The 13,562-nt window shown below is 72.7% G+C and carries 14 protein-coding genes; 11 read left to right on the forward strand and 3 right to left on the reverse strand.

Translation table 11 applies throughout. The features are described from left to right. Positions 1-26: 26 nt before the first annotated feature. The 5 genes from ACIBCA_RS33755 to ACIBCA_RS33775 all read left to right on the forward strand — a co-directional run bounded on the left by ACIBCA_RS33755 (position 27) and on the right by ACIBCA_RS33775 (position 5,852). Positions 27-1,799, forward strand: coding sequence for an ABC transporter substrate-binding protein (locus ACIBCA_RS33755; protein WP_396286909.1), 1,773 nt, complete (start codon positions 27-29; stop codon positions 1,797-1,799). Positions 1,800-1,915: 116 nt separating this feature from the next. Beyond that, the gene (locus tag ACIBCA_RS33760) at positions 1,916-2,926 is read left to right on the forward strand and encodes an ABC transporter permease (RefSeq protein ID WP_396286910.1); all 1,011 of its coding nucleotides are present in this window, start codon (positions 1,916-1,918) and stop codon (positions 2,924-2,926) included. Further along, complete coding sequence (locus ACIBCA_RS33765; protein ID WP_396286911.1) at positions 2,923-4,038, forward strand: ABC transporter ATP-binding protein; 1,116 nt, start codon at positions 2,923-2,925, stop codon at positions 4,036-4,038. The genes ACIBCA_RS33760 and ACIBCA_RS33765 overlap by 4 nt, the downstream gene beginning before the upstream one ends. Positions 4,039-4,072: 34 nt before the next feature. Further along, a complete protein-coding gene (locus tag ACIBCA_RS33770) occupies positions 4,073-5,146 on the forward strand; it encodes an ABC transporter ATP-binding protein (RefSeq protein ID WP_396286912.1) in 1,074 nt (357 codons plus the stop codon). Between the two features lie 46 nt (positions 5,147-5,192). Then, the gene (locus ACIBCA_RS33775) at positions 5,193-5,852 is read left to right on the forward strand and encodes a trimeric intracellular cation channel family protein (protein ID WP_396286913.1); all 660 of its coding nucleotides are present in this window, start codon (positions 5,193-5,195) and stop codon (positions 5,850-5,852) included. On the opposite strand, the gene ACIBCA_RS33780 is transcribed toward ACIBCA_RS33775, so the two are convergent. After that, entirely contained in the window at positions 5,758-6,534 is a 777-nt protein-coding gene (locus tag ACIBCA_RS33780) for an IclR family transcriptional regulator (protein WP_396286914.1), read from the reverse strand. The two genes, ACIBCA_RS33775 and ACIBCA_RS33780, sit on opposite strands and share 95 nt — an antisense overlap. Before the next feature lie 180 nt (positions 6,535-6,714). Here ACIBCA_RS33780 and ACIBCA_RS33785 point away from each other — a divergent pair, with 180 nt between their 5' ends. From ACIBCA_RS33785 to ACIBCA_RS33805, 5 genes are all read left to right on the forward strand, one after another. Then, positions 6,715-7,896, forward strand: coding sequence for a cysteine desulfurase family protein (locus tag ACIBCA_RS33785; protein ID WP_396286915.1), 1,182 nt, complete (start codon positions 6,715-6,717; stop codon positions 7,894-7,896). Positions 7,897-7,947: 51 nt separating this feature from the next. Continuing rightward, positions 7,948-9,084: a tRNA 2-thiouridine(34) synthase MnmA gene (mnmA, locus tag ACIBCA_RS33790; RefSeq protein WP_396286916.1), complete on the forward strand. Its 1,137-nt coding sequence runs from the start codon at positions 7,948-7,950 to the stop codon at positions 9,082-9,084. 91 nt (positions 9,085-9,175) lie between these two features. Then, positions 9,176-9,856, forward strand: coding sequence for a DedA family protein (locus ACIBCA_RS33795; protein WP_396286917.1), 681 nt, complete (start codon positions 9,176-9,178; stop codon positions 9,854-9,856). A gap of 5 nt (positions 9,857-9,861) precedes the next feature. Beyond that, a complete protein-coding gene (locus ACIBCA_RS33800; protein WP_396286918.1) occupies positions 9,862-10,938 on the forward strand; it encodes a sensor histidine kinase in 1,077 nt (358 codons plus the stop codon). Then, positions 10,938-11,573, forward strand: a complete 636-nt coding sequence (locus ACIBCA_RS33805; protein WP_396286941.1) for a response regulator — start codon at positions 10,938-10,940, stop codon at positions 11,571-11,573. The genes ACIBCA_RS33800 and ACIBCA_RS33805 overlap by 1 nt, the downstream gene beginning before the upstream one ends. 7 nt (positions 11,574-11,580) lie before the next feature. Here ACIBCA_RS33805 and ACIBCA_RS33810 read toward each other — a convergent pair whose 3' ends face one another. Together ACIBCA_RS33810 and ACIBCA_RS33815 are read right to left on the reverse strand one after the other, a co-directional pair. After that, complete coding sequence (locus tag ACIBCA_RS33810; protein ID WP_396286919.1) at positions 11,581-12,360, reverse strand: hypothetical protein; 780 nt, start codon at positions 12,358-12,360, stop codon at positions 11,581-11,583. A gap of 32 nt (positions 12,361-12,392) precedes the next feature. Next, the gene (locus tag ACIBCA_RS33815; RefSeq protein ID WP_396286920.1) at positions 12,393-12,905 is read right to left on the reverse strand and encodes a SigE family RNA polymerase sigma factor; all 513 of its coding nucleotides are present in this window, start codon (positions 12,903-12,905) and stop codon (positions 12,393-12,395) included. Positions 12,906-13,003: 98 nt separating this feature from the next. Here ACIBCA_RS33815 and ACIBCA_RS33820 point away from each other — a divergent pair, with 98 nt between their 5' ends. Continuing rightward, positions 13,004-13,561, forward strand: coding sequence for a Uma2 family endonuclease (locus ACIBCA_RS33820; protein ID WP_396286921.1), 558 nt, complete (start codon positions 13,004-13,006; stop codon positions 13,559-13,561). The last annotated feature ends 1 nt before the right edge of the window (position 13,562 follow it).

A 13,562-nucleotide genomic window follows, 5' to 3' on the forward strand; every position in this document is an offset into this window, starting at 1 on the left:
ACATCCTCAAGGGGTTGATCTCACCCATGCGTAGGACACGTACCGTCGCGCTGACCGCCGCGGCCGCCGCCGCGGTCCTGGTCGTCACCGGCTGCGGCTCGAGCTCCAAGGGCGGCTCCTCGTCCGCCTCGGCCGGCTCCAACGACTCGAGCGCCGGCGAGAACGCCGCCACCAAGAACATCGTCAACGTCTCGGACAAGAAGGGCGGGACGGTCACCTTCGAGATGAAGGGCACCCCGGACTCGCTCGACCCGGGCAACACGTACTACGCCTACATCTACAACTTCTCGCGGCTGTACGCGCGTCCGCTCACCACCTTCAACCCGGCCGCGGGCGAGGCGGGCAACAAGCTCGTCCCCGACCTGGCCGAGTCCCTCGGGCAGCCGAGCCCGGACGGCCTGACCTGGACGTACAAGCTGCGCGCCGGCCTGAAGTACGAGGACGGCACCCCGATCACCTCGAAGGACGTCAAGTACGCCGTCGAGCGCTCCAACTTCGCGCCGGACGTGAACTCCAACGGCCCGACGTACTTCAAGGAGCTGCTGGTCGACAACGACACGCCGTACGCCGGTCCGTACAAGGACAAGGAGGGCGGTCTCAAGTCGATCGAGACCCCCGACGACACGACGGTGGTCTTCCACCTGAAGCACGCGTTCGCGGACTTCGACTACCTGGTCAGCGCCCCGCAGACCGCCCCCGTCCCGCAGGCCAAGGACACGGGCTCCGACTACGTCAAGCACGTGATCTCCTCGGGCAGCTACAAGTTCCAGACGTACGAGGACGGCAAGCAGGCCGTCCTGGTGCCGAACGAGAACTGGAGCGCGGGCAGCGACCCGATCCGCAAGCAGCTCGCGGACAAGCTCGTGCTCAAGATGAACATCGACCAGGCCACCATCGACAAGGACCTGATGGCCGGCAACGCCCAGGTCGACCTGGTCGGCGGCGGCGTCGACCCGCAGACCCAGGCGCAGATCCTGCGCGACCCGAAGCTCAAGGCGAAGACCGACAACGCCTACGGCGGCCGCCTGACCTACGTGGCGATCAACAGCAAGGTCGCGCCCTTCGACAACGCGGACTGCCGCAAGGCCGTCCAGTACGCGATCGACAAGGTCTCGGTCCAGACCGCCTTCGGCGGCCCGATCCGCGGCCAGATCGCCAACACCGTCCTCCCGCCGGACATCCCGGGTCACCAGGACTTCAACGCCTTCGAGACGAAGGACAACAAGGGTGACGAGGCCAAGGCCAAGGACGCCCTCAAGGCGTGCGGCAAGGAGGGCGGCTTCAGCACCGTGCTGAGCGCCCGCACCGAGCGCACCGCCGAGGTCCAGGCGGCCACCTCCATCCAGGCGGCGCTGAAGAAGTTCAACATCAACGTCGAGATCCAGCAGTACCCGCAGGGCAAGTACCTGACGGACAACGCGGGTGCCCCGCAGTTCACCCAGGACCACAACATCGGCCTGATGATGATGCAGTGGGGCGCCGACTGGCCGACCGGCTACGGCTTCCTCCAGCAGATCGTCGACGGCCGCGCGATCAAGGCGTCCGGCAACAGCAACCTCCAGCAGCTGAACGACCCCGACGTCAACAAGCTGCTCGACGACGCGGCCGTCAACCCGGACCGCGCCGCCCGGGAGAAGATCTACGCCCAGATCGACAAGAAGGTCATGGACTCGGCCACGATCGTGCCGCTGACCTACTTCAAGGTCTTCCTGTACCGCCCGGACAGCGCCACCAACCTCGCCTCCACCCCCGCCTTCTCAGGTGAGTACGACTACCTGAACATCGGCACCACCAAGTAAGAGCCCGAGCGAGAGCACGAGCACGGCTCCGCATCCCTGAAGGCAGGTGAAGGCAGCGGCGCCCGCCGCCGGTCCGGAGGATCCCGGACGGCGGCGGGCGCCGGAGCCGCCCTACTGTGTTTGCCTACATCATCCGCAGGATCTTCGCGGCCCTGGTGCTGCTCCTGGTGGTCAGCGCGGTCACCTTCGCGATCTTCTTCCTGCTGCCGCGGCTCGCCGGCGAGACCGTCGACCAGCTGGCCGCCCAGTACATCGGGAAGAACCCGTCACCCGAGACGATCGCGGCGGTCAAGCAGAACCTCGGCCTCGACCAGCCGCTGTACACCCAGTACTGGAACTTCCTGAAGGCGCTGTTCACCGGCGCCGAGTACCAGTTCGGCCCGGAACCGGCCACCTGCAACGTGCCGTGCTTCGGCTACAGCTTCAAGAACCACCTCGAGGTCTGGCCCGAGATGACCAGCCGCATCCCGGTCACCATCTCGCTGGCCATCGGCGCGGCCGTCATCTGGCTCGTCTCCGGCGTCGCCGCCGGTGTCGTCTCCGCCCTCAAGCCGCGCTCGATCTTCGACCGCATCGCCATGGGCGTCGCCCTCGCCGGCGTCTCGCTGCCCGTGTTCTTCACCGGCGCCCTGCTGCTGACCCTGTTCAGCTACGAGTGGCCCATCCTCGACAACCTGCAGTACGTCGACTTCACCGAGGACCCGCTCAGCTGGGCCCGCAACCTGATCCTCCCCTGGATCTCGCTGGCCTTCCTCTACTCCGCGCTCTACGCCCGCCTCACCCGGGCCGGGATGCTGGAGACCATGAGCGAGGACTACATCCGCACCGCCCGGGCCAAGGGCCTGGCCGAGCGCAAGGTCGTCGTCCGGCACGGGCTGCGCTCCGCGCTCACGCCCATCATCACCATCTTCGGCATGGACCTCGGTCTGCTGCTCGGTGGTGCGCTGATCACCGAGCAGGTCTTCTCGCTCCAGGGCGTCGGCCAGTTCGCCGTCCAGGCGATCGCCGACAACGACCTGCCGAAGATCCTCGGCGTCACGCTGCTCGCCGCCTTCTTCATCGTCGTCTGCAACCTCGTGGTCGACCTCCTGTACGCCCTCGTCGACCCCCGGGTGAGGATCTCGTGACCGACCTCGACAAGACCGCGACGCCTCCCGACCAGCCGGCGCAGCCCGCGGACACCGTCGCCGCCGACGCCGCGCCGCGCGTGCCCGCCGGGGACCCGTTCCTGTCGGTGCGCGACCTGCGCATCCACTTCGACACCGACGACGGCCTCGTCCGCTCGGTGGACGGCGTCAGCTTCGACCTGCACAAGGGACGCACCCTCGGCATCGTCGGCGAGTCCGGCTCCGGCAAGTCCGTCACCTCGCTGGGCATCATGGGCCTGCACCGCTCCAAGCGGGCCCGGATCAGCGGCGAGATCCGCCTCGCCGGCGAGGACCTGATCGCCGCCGGACCGGACCGGGTGCGCCAACTGCGCGGCCGCGAGCTGGCGATGATCTTCCAGGACCCGCTGACCGCGATGCACCCGTACTACACGGTCGGCGCCCAGATCGTCGAGGCGTACCGGGTGCACCACCCCGAGGCGACCAAGAAGCAGGCCCGGACCCGGGCGGTCGAGATGCTCGCCCGCGTCGGCATCCCGCAGCCCGACCGCCGCGCGGACGACTACCCGCACCAGTTCTCGGGCGGCATGCGCCAGCGCGCGATGATCGCCATGGCGCTCGTCAACGACCCGTCCCTGCTGATCGCCGACGAGCCCACCACCGCCCTCGACGTCACCGTCCAGGCGCAGATCCTGGACCTCATCCGCGACCTCCAGGACGAGTTCGGCTCCGCCGTCATCATCATCACCCACGACCTCGGGGTGGTCGCCGAGCTCGCCGACGACATCCTCGTCATGTACGGCGGCAAGTGCGTCGAGCGCGGCCCCGCCGAGACCCTCTTCGACGCCCCCGAACACCCCTACACCTGGGGCCTGTTGGGCTCGATGCCCCGCCTCGACCGCGAACTGCAGGAGAGGCTGGTGCCGGTCAGGGGCACCCCGCCCAGCCTGATCAACGTGCCGTCCGGCTGCGCCTTCCACCCGCGCTGCCCGTACGCGGCGCAGACCGGCGGGCGCTCGGCGAGCGAGGTGCCGGTGCTGGCCGAGGCCACCCCCGGGCACCTCGCGGCCTGCCACCTGCCCGCGGCCGACCGGCACCGCATCTTCACCGAAGAGATCGCGCCCCGGCTGTGAGCCCGGCCCCGTACCACCATCCTGGAGAGAACCGATGACGGACACTCAGGCGGCCGGGACCACCGCGACCGCTCCGGCCGCGGACCGCGAGCCGCTGCTGAAGGTGACCGGCCTGACCCGGCACTTCCCGATCCGCGGCGGGCTGCTGCAGCGCCAGACCGGCGCCGTGCGGGCCGTCGACGGCATCGACTTCACCGTCAACGCGGGCGAGACGCTCGGCGTCGTCGGCGAGTCCGGCTGCGGCAAGTCGACCATGGGCCGGCTCGTCACCCGGCTCGACGAACCCACCGGCGGGACCATCGAGTTCGAGGGCACCGACATCACCCACCTGGGCGCCGGGGCGATGCGGCCGCTGCGGCGCGACATGCAGATGATCTTCCAGGACCCGTACTCCTCGCTGAACCCCCGGCACACCGTCGGCACCATCGTCGGCGCGCCCTTCAAGCTGCAGAAGGCGGCCCCCGAGGGCGGGATCAAGAAGGCCGTCCAGGACCTGCTGGAGCTGTGCGGGCTCAGCCCCGAGCACTACAACCGCTACCCGCACGAGTTCTCCGGCGGCCAGCGCCAGCGCATCGGCATCGCCCGGGCGCTCGCCCTGCGGCCCAAGATGATCGTCGCCGACGAGCCGGTCTCCGCGCTCGACGTCTCCATCCAGGCCCAGGTCGTCAACCTGCTGGACGACCTCCAGAAGGAGCTCGGCCTGACCTACCTGATCATCGCGCACGACCTCTCGGTGGTCCGGCACGTCTCCGACCGGGTGGCGGTGATGTACCTGGGCAAGATCGTCGAGATCGCCGACCGCGACTCGCTCTACCGCAGCCCGCGCCACCCGTACACCACGGCCCTGATGTCCGCGGTGCCCGTCCCCGACCCGCGCCGGCGCCAGCGCTCGGGCCGCGAGCGCATCCTGCTCAAGGGCGACGTCCCCTCGCCGATCAACCCGCCCAGCGGCTGCCGCTTCCGCACCCGCTGCTGGAAGGCCCAGGACGTCTGCGCGGCCCAGGAGCCGCCGCTGGCGACCCTGGCCACGGGGCACCAGGTGGCCTGCCACTTCCCCGAGAACACCGAGGGGAACGGTCAGCGCGGCCCCGAGGAGCCTGCGGCCTGAGGCCACACGCGGAGGGGAGGGTTCCGGACGGGTCATAGTTGTCTCCGTGACCTCCCAGATCTTCCCCTCCGACGTGCAGCAGTCGCTGGACCTCGTCGGCATCTTCGTCTTCGCCCTGTCCGGGGGCCTGCTCGCCGTCCGCAAGAACATGGACATCTTCGGCATCGCCGTGCTGGCCGAGGTCACCGCTCTGGGCGGCGGGGTGATGCGGGACCTGGTGATCGGGGCCACGCCCGTCGCGGCCTTCTCCAACCTCGGGTACTTCGTCACGCCGCTGGCCGCCGCGCTGGTGGTGTTCTTCCTGCACCCCGAGGTGGAGCGGATCAACCGGGCGGTGCAGACGCTGGACGCGCTCGGGCTCGGGCTGTTCTGCGTCACCGGCACCGCCAAGGCGCACGACTACGGGCTGGGCGCGGTCTCGGCCGTCGCGCTCGGGATGGTCACCGCCGCCGGCGGCGGGGTGATCCGCGACGTGCTGGCCGGGGAGATCCCCTCGCTGCTGCGCTGGGACCGGGAGATCTACGCCGTCCCGGCGCTGGTCGGGGCCGCCCTGGTCGCCGTCCTGATCGGCGTGGACCGGCTCACCGGCCTCACCGGCACCGCCGCCGCGCTCACCGCCTTCGGGCTGCGGATGCTCGCCCTGAAGTACGGCTGGCGCGCGCCGCGGGCTTGGCGCCGCAACGGTTCTCGCACCAGCGAGGAGTAGGCGAGCCGCCGTACGCCAGCGAGATCGCCTCCGCCGTGCAGAGCAGCTCCGGCACCATCCGGGCCAGCTCCGCCGGGGGCACCCGGCTGGCCGGGGCGCTCAGCGCGCAGGCCGCCACCGTACGGCCGTCGCTGCCCGCCACCGGCGCGGCCACGCAGGTCACCGGCTCCCGGTGCTCGGCCGACTCCGCCGCCCAACCGCGCCGGCGCACCGCCGCCAGGTCGGGCGGCAGCTCCTCCTCCCGGGCGCCGTCCTGCGCCAGCCCGGCCAGCAGCACCCGGCCCACCGCCGTCCCCGTCGCCGGCGCCCGGCGCCCGATCCGCGGCGGCCGCTCGGCCCAGCGCCCGGCCACCTCGTCCACGTACAGGACCTCGCCGTCGTGCAGCACGGCCAGCTGGACGGTGTAGCCGCAGCGCGAGCTCAGCGCCGCGAGGTGCGGCGCGGCCACCTCGCGGACGTCGATCTCCTCCAGCGCCCGGTGGGCCAGCGACAGCAGCCGGCCGCCGAGGCGGTAGCGCAGGTCGGGCTCCCGGCGGGCGAAGCCGTGCTCCTCCAGGTCGCGCAGCAGGCGCAGCGCCGTCGACTTGTGCACGCCGAGGCGGGCGGACGCCTGGTCGAGGGAGAGCGGGCCGTCGCCGAGCGCGGCGAGGAGCGTCAGCGCGCGGTCGACCGACTGCGACATGGCGGCCCCCGGGAGGTGTGGAGAGAAGTGCTCGTCAGGCTAACCGCTGGGTGGCGCACCGGTACAAACCGGGACCGGACGCCGGTGTCCGTCGGGCGGCGCGGGCCGGGCGGTGCGGGTTGGCCGGATCGGTGCGGGCCGGGAACGGCGCCCCGGGCGGCCCACTACAATCGGGGGGTTATGCCATACCTGGACCATGCGGCGACATCGCCGATGCTGCCCGAGGCGATCGCCGCGATGTCGGCGCACCTGGGGGTGGTCGGCAACCCCTCGTCCCTGCACGCGGCGGGCCGCCGCGCCCGCCGGGTGGTGGAGGAGGCCCGCGAATCCCTGGCCGACTCGCTGGGCGCGCGCCCGAGCGAGATCGTCCTCACCGGCGGCGGCACCGAGTCCGACAACCTGGCCGTCAAGGGCCTGTACTGGGCCCGCCGCGACGCCGACCCGGCCCGCACCCGGGTGCTGTGCAGCCCGGTCGAGCACCACGCGGTGCTGGACGCGGTGCACTGGCTCTCCGAGCACGAGGGCGCCGAGGTCGAGTACCTGCCGGTGGACGCGCTCGGCCGGGTGCACCCCGAGGCGCTGCGCGCGGCGGTCGAACGGGACCCGTCCTCCGTCGCCCTGATCACCGTGATGTGGGCCAACAACGAGGTCGGCACCGTCCAGCCCGTACATGAACTCACCGCCGTGGCCGCCGAGTTCGGCATCCCGGTGCACGCGGACGCGGTGCAGGCGCTCGGCCAGGTGCCGATCTCCTTCGCCGACTCCGGGCTCACCGCGCTCACCGTCACCGGCCACAAGATCGGCGGCCCGTTCGGCATCGGCGCCCTGCTGCTGTCGCGCGGCGCCTCGCCCGTCCCGCTGCTGCACGGCGGCGGGCAGGAGCGCGACGTGCGCTCCGGCACCCTCGACGCCCCCGCCGCCGCCGGGTTCGCGGCCGCCACCGCCTGGGCCGTCGAGCACCGGGCGGAGCACGCCGTGACGCTCGGGGCGCTGCGCGACGAACTGGTCGCGGGCGTGCTGGCCGCCGTCCCGGACGCGGTGCTCAACGGGGACCGCGCCCCCGAGGGTCGGCTTCCCGCCAACGCCCACTTCTCCTTCCCCGGCTGCGAGGGCGACGCCCTGCTGATGCTGCTCGACGCGGCCGGCATCGAGTGCTCCACCGGCTCCGCCTGCTCGGCCGGGGTGCCGCAGCCCAGCCACGTGCTGCTCGCCATGGGCGTGGACCCGCTGCTGGCGCGGGCCTCGCTGCGGTTCTCGCTCGGGCACACCTCGGTGCGGGAGGACGTGACGGCGCTGGTGGGGGCGATCGGGCCGGCGGTGCGGCGGGCGCGCAACGCGGGGCTGGCGTCCGTACGGCGGTGATCGTCGGGGCTGTCGGGAACAGGACGGCCACCCCGTACCCTTGTTGGCATCATGACTGACTTCCCGGGCGCCCCGACCACCCCTTCCACCGGCCGTCTGCGCGTGCTCGCGGCGATGTCCGGCGGAGTCGACTCCGCCGTCGCCGCCGCGCGCGCCGTCGAAGCGGGGCACGAGGTGACGGGCGTCCACCTGGCGCTGTCCGCCAACCCGCAGTCCTTCCGCACGGGCGCCCGCGGCTGCTGCACCATCGAGGACTCGCGGGACGCCTGGCGGGCGGCCGACGTGATCGGCATCCCGTTCTACGTCTGGGACCTCGCCGAGCGCTTCCGCGAGGACGTCATCGACGACTTCGTGGCCGAGTACGCGGCCGGCCGCACGCCCAACCCCTGCCTGCGCTGCAACGAGAAGATCAAGTTCGCGGCGCTGCTCGACAAGGCGATCGCCCTCGGCTTCGACGCCGTCTGCACCGGCCACTACGCCCGCATCGTCGACCTGCCGGACGGCTCGCGCGAGCTGCACCGGGCCGTCGACTCCGCCAAGGACCAGTCGTACGTCCTCGGCGTGCTCGACGCCGACCAGCTGGCCCACTCCCTCTTCCCGCTCGGCGACACCACCAAGGAGGCCATCCGCGAGGAGGCGGCGCAGCGCGGGCTGGCCGTGGCCAAGAAGCCCGACAGCCACGACATCTGCTTCATCGCGGACGGCGACACCCAGGGCTTCCTCGCCCGCCACCTCGGCACCGCCACCGGCGACATCATCGACGCGGACGGCACCAAGCTCGGCGAGCACGACGGCGCGTACGGCTTCACCATCGGCCAGCGCAAGGGCCTGCGCATCGGCCGCCCGGCGGCGGACGGCAAGCCGCGGTACGTCCTCGACATCTCGCCGGTGAACAACACCGTGACCGTCGGACCGGTCGAGGGCCTGGACGTGGTCGGGCTGACCGCCATCCGCCCCCGCTGGTGCGGCACCGAGGCCCTCGCCGACGGCCGCTACACCGCCCAGCTGCGTGCCCACGGCGAGGAGGTCCCCGTGGCCGCCTCCGTGGTCGACGGCGAGCTCCACGTGCGGCTGGACACCCCGGCCCGGGGCATCGCCCCCGGCCAGGCCGTGGTGCTCTACGACGGCACCCGCGTGGTCGGCTCGGCCACCATCGCCACGACGGAGCGCCCGGCCCTGACGGGCTGAGCCCGGGCCCGGCTCCCCTGCGGTTTTCCGCAGGGGAAGCGGGCGGTCGACCTCATGGTGGCGGCCCCGGCGCGTTTCTAGCGTGGAGGGCATGATCGCAACGCCGCACGCTTCAGCCCTCCTCGCGACCTCCACCGAGCACGCCGAGCCCGCCGGCGGCATCGCCGGCTGGGCCGCCGACGTGATGGGCGGCCTCGGCGCCCCCGGCGCCGGCCTGACCAACCTCGTCGACACCGTCCTGCCGTTCATCCCCAGCGAGGTCATCCTCCCCATCGCCGGATTCGCCGCCGGACAGGGCCGGTTGAGCCTGCCGGCCGTCATCCTGTGGACCACGATCGGCTCGATCGTCGGCTCCTGGATCGTCTACGCCGCCGGCGCCCTCCTGGGCCGCGACCGCACCCGCGCGCTCGCCGCCCGCATCCCCTTCGTCAGCCCGCACGAGCTGGACCGGGCCGAAGCCTGGTTCGAGCGGCACGGCCGCACCGCCGTCCTGATCGCCCGCATGGTGCCGGTGGTGCGCAGCCTCATCTCGGTACCGGCCGGGATCCAGCGGATGCCGCTGACCGCCTTCACCCTGATGACCGCCGTCGGCAGTCTGGTCTGGAACACCGCCTTCGTGCTGTTGGGATACTGGCTCGGGGACAACTGGCAGCTGGTGGAGGAGTACGGGGGATGGGTGTCGAAGGGCGTGGTGGCGGTCGCGCTGCTGGTCGTCGCCCGCTGGTTCCTGGTGCGGATGCGCCGCCGCCCGAGCGCCCGGCACCGTGGGTGAGGGCCGTGCGCGGGGCGGCGGGCATCGCGCTGGGCGCGGTCTCGGCGCTCGCCGCCCTCGCCGTGCTGGCGGCGGCCGCGGTGGTGCGGACCCCGGGTCCGGTGGTCCGGCTGGCGGCCCTGGAGCGGCGGCGCGTCGCCGCGCTCCTCGGCGGCGGGCAGGCGACCCCCGAGCCGATCGAGCCGAGGCGGGCCTCCGCCTACCTGTGGTGCCGCGTCCCCGTCGGCCTGCTCGGGGGCGGGGCCCTGTTCCTGCTGGCGGTGGGCGGCTGGACGGCCACCGCCGGGCTGCGGCGCTGGCTCACCGGCCGCGAGGTCGACGGCATGGCCCCGACCTGGCCGGTCGCCGGGTACCTCCTCTCCGTCGGCCTGCTGCTGCTCTTCCTCGACCTCGCCGGGCTGGCCGCCGTCGCGGAACTCGAACGCACCCTCGTGCGCCGCTTCCTGGAGCCCGACGAACTGGCCCGGATGCGCCGCCGGATCGACGAACTCGCCGCCAGCCGCTCCGGGATCGTCGAGGCCGTCGACGCCGAACGGCGCCGCATCGAACGCGACCTGCACGACGGCCTCCAGCAGCGGCTGGTCGTGGTGTCGATGCTGCTCGGACGGGCCCGCCGCAAGGGCTCCGACGAGCTCTACCGGCAGGCGCAGACCGAGGCCGAGCACGCGCTGGAGGAACTGCGCCAGGTCGCCTGGCGGGTGTACCCGGCCTCCCTCGACGAGCTCGGGCTGTACGAGGCCCTGGCCGTCGACGCCGAGCGTTCGCCCGTCCCCGTCCACCTCACCGGCGGCCTGACCCGGCGGCCGGCCCCCGCCGTCGAGACGGCCGCCTACTTCACCGTCCGCGAGGCCGTCACCAACGCGGCCAAGCACGCCGGAGCCGGCCGCATCGACGTGACGATCAGCCAGGACGCGGGCCTGGTCAGGGTGTCGGTGCGGGACGACGGGCGCGGCGGCGCCGACCCCGCCGGAGCGGGCCTGTCCGGCCTGGCCCGCCGGATCGCCGCGCTGGACGGACGCCTGAGCATCGACAGCCCACCGGGGGGACCGACCGAAGTGATCGCGGAACTGCCGTGCGCCTGATGATCGCCGAGGACTCCGCGCTGCTGCGCGAGGGCCTCGTCCGCCTGCTGGCCGACGAGGGCCACGAGGTGACCGCCGCCGTCGGCGACGCCGACGCCCTGCTGACCGCCGTCGCCGCGGCCCCGCCGGAGGTGGTGGTCGTGGACGTCCGCATGCCGCCCACCCACACCGACGAGGGACTGCGCGCCGCCCTGCACCTGCGCGCCGAGCACCCCGGGGTGGGTGTCCTGGTGCTGTCCCAGTACGTCGAACAGCGCTACGCCGTCGAACTGCTGGCCTCCGGCACCGAGGGCGTGGGCTACCTGCTGAAGGACCGCGTCGGGAGGGTGGAGGAGTTCCTGGCCGCCCTGGACCGCGTGCACTCCGGCGGCACGGCCTTCGACCCGGAGGTCGTCCGCCGCCTCCTCGCCCGCACCCGGCACACCGACGACCTCGACCGGCTCACCGGCCGCGAGCGCGACGTCCTCTCCCTGATGGCCCAGGGTCACACCAACGCGGCCATCGCCGAGCGGCTCGTCGTCTCCAGGAGCGCGGTGGAGAAGCACGCCAACGCCGTCTTCGACAAGCTGCGCCTGCCGCGCGACGGCGGCACCAACCGCCGCGTCCTGGCGGTCCTGCGCTTCCTGGGGAGCTGAGCCGCCGTCAGCCGAGGGCGCTGAGGATCGGCGCCCAGGAGGGGCCGGTCAGGGCGGTGACCGCCTCCTGATCGGTGAGCGGGGGAGCGGTGCGGGTCGGGGCCGGTCCGTCGCCGCCGGTGCTGTTCCACTGCACCATCTGGAGCTGCGCGCCGGTCGACTTCAGTGTCACCGTGGTCGTCCAGCGGCGGACGCCGGTCTGGGCCTGGCCCTTGGCGGCGTTCTGCTCCTGCATCACCAGGGCCCCGCCGGGGAGTTCGGCGCTGCTCGGCAGTTCGCTCATCCGGCAGGTGTCACCGGGGGCGCGCTTGGGCGCGTCGTCGCAGCTCAGTCCGTCGCCGTCCTGGAGGGGCAGCCTGAGGCGCACGCCCGAGACGCCGACCGAGGCGGGGCCGTGCCCGTCGTCGAGGATCAGGCCGGCGTTGGCGACGGCGCCGTCGCCCGGGTGGTTCGGGTTCTCGCCCTGCCCCTTCACCTGGCTGAACCGGCCGTCGGGGAACGTCCCCTCCAGGGCCCGGATCATCTGCGCGTCGCTGATCGCGGTCCGCGGCGCGGCCATCGGGGTCGGCTCCCGGTCGTGGCTCCGGGAGAGGGCACCGGGGAGCACGAGGCCGGCCGTCGCGATCACGGCGCAGCAGGCGCCGGCCCCGGCGAGGAGGCCCGCCCTGCGGCGGCGCCGGAGGCTGCGGCCGCGGGTGACGGCCCCGCGCGTCAGTGCGGCGAGGTCGGGGTCGAGGGAGTCGGCCGTACGGTCCAGGGCGTGGGCGAGGTCTGCTTCGAAGGGCATCTCGGTGTCGTCTCTTCCGTCGCGGATGGTGGTCACAGGGAGATCAGGTCGGAGAGGCTGTCGCCGAGCAGCACCCGCGCCTTGGCGAGCGCCCGGGTGCCCCGGGAGCGGACCGCGCTGCTCGTCATCCTGAGCATCCCGGCGGTCTCCTCGATGCTGCGGTCCTCCCAGTAGCGCAGCAGCAGCACCGCCCGGTCCCGGGGCGGCAGTTGGGCCAGCACGTCCAGCAGGGTCAGCCGCAGCGCGGTGTCCGGCCCGGAGGCCGCGTCCTCGGGCAGACTCCCGCTGCCGGTGGGGCGCTCGGAGGTGCTCATCCGCCGCCGCAGGCTGAGGAAGGTGCGGACCAGCACCGTCTGGGCGTACGCCGCCGGGTTGTCCGCCCGGGCCACCTTCCGCCAGTGCACATACACCTTGCCGAGCGCCTCCTGGACGAGGTCCTCCGCCAGGTGCGCGTCCCCCGCCGCGAGCACGTACGCCGACCGGTGGAGCGCCTTCGCCCTCCCGGCCACGAACGCCACGTACTCGTCCTCCTGTGCCGCCTTCACCCGTTCCCCGCCCGTCCGCTCGTTCCGCGTTCCCTGTGCATGCCCTACACGACTACGCGGGGCCCCGGGATGTCGCACGGGCGGTCATAGTGGGTGCCATGAGTTTCTACGAGCAGCACCGCGACTTCGTCGAGGAGCTGGAGCGGATCGCCCCGGAGGGTGTCCGGATCGAGTGGTCCGGCGACACGCTGATCATGCAGGCGTCGCCGTCCAACATCCACCAGCTCAACGTGGCCCAGGTGCGCCGGCAGTTCGAGCAGCACGCGCCGGACGGCTACCTCCCCAGCGAGCGGAGCGAGATCGTCAGCCCGGACGTCTCCAAGGGGCGCGAGCCGGACCTGACGTACCTCCCGCTGGAGGTGCTCTCCCGGCCGGGCAACAAGGCCCCCGCGGAGGAGGCGCTGATCGCCGTGGAGATCGTCTCGCCGTCCAATCCGGGCAACGACTGGATGGACAAACTGCGCGACTACGCCGTGATGCGCATCCCGCTGTACCTCATCGTCGATCCGCGTCAGCAGACGGTGACGCTGTTCTCCGAGCCGGACCAGGACCGGTACCACACCCGCAGTGACCGGGGGTTCGGTGACGCGATCGCCATTCCGGCGCCCTTCGGCTTCAGCCTGGGCCTGTCGGCACTGGTGCCCTACGCGGACTGAC

It is taken from the genome of Kitasatospora sp. NPDC051170 (assembly GCF_044455705.1).
Classification (GTDB): Bacteria; Actinomycetota; Actinomycetes; order Streptomycetales; family Streptomycetaceae; genus Kitasatospora.

Excerpts from the sequence above, each read along its gene's own strand:
- ACIBCA_RS33755 (WP_396286909.1), top strand. The coding sequence starts at position 27 with ATGCGTAGGACACGTACCGTCGCGCTGACCGCCGCGGCCGCCGCCGCG.
- ACIBCA_RS33770 (WP_396286912.1), top strand. The coding sequence starts at position 4,073 with ATGACGGACACTCAGGCGGCCGGGACCACCGCGACCGCTCCGGCCGCG.
- ACIBCA_RS33780 (WP_396286914.1), bottom strand. The coding sequence starts at position 6,534 with ATGTCGCAGTCGGTCGACCGCGCGCTGACGCTCCTCGCCGCGCTCGGC.
- ACIBCA_RS33785 (WP_396286915.1), top strand. The coding sequence starts at position 6,715 with ATGCCATACCTGGACCATGCGGCGACATCGCCGATGCTGCCCGAGGCG.
- mnmA (WP_396286916.1), top strand. The coding sequence starts at position 7,948 with ATGACTGACTTCCCGGGCGCCCCGACCACCCCTTCCACCGGCCGTCTG.
- ACIBCA_RS33795 (WP_396286917.1), top strand. The coding sequence starts at position 9,176 with ATGATCGCAACGCCGCACGCTTCAGCCCTCCTCGCGACCTCCACCGAG.
- ACIBCA_RS33805 (WP_396286941.1), top strand. The coding sequence starts at position 10,938 with ATGATCGCCGAGGACTCCGCGCTGCTGCGCGAGGGCCTCGTCCGCCTG.
- ACIBCA_RS33810 (WP_396286919.1), bottom strand. The coding sequence starts at position 12,360 with ATGCCCTTCGAAGCAGACCTCGCCCACGCCCTGGACCGTACGGCCGAC.
- ACIBCA_RS33820 (WP_396286921.1), top strand. The coding sequence starts at position 13,004 with ATGAGTTTCTACGAGCAGCACCGCGACTTCGTCGAGGAGCTGGAGCGG.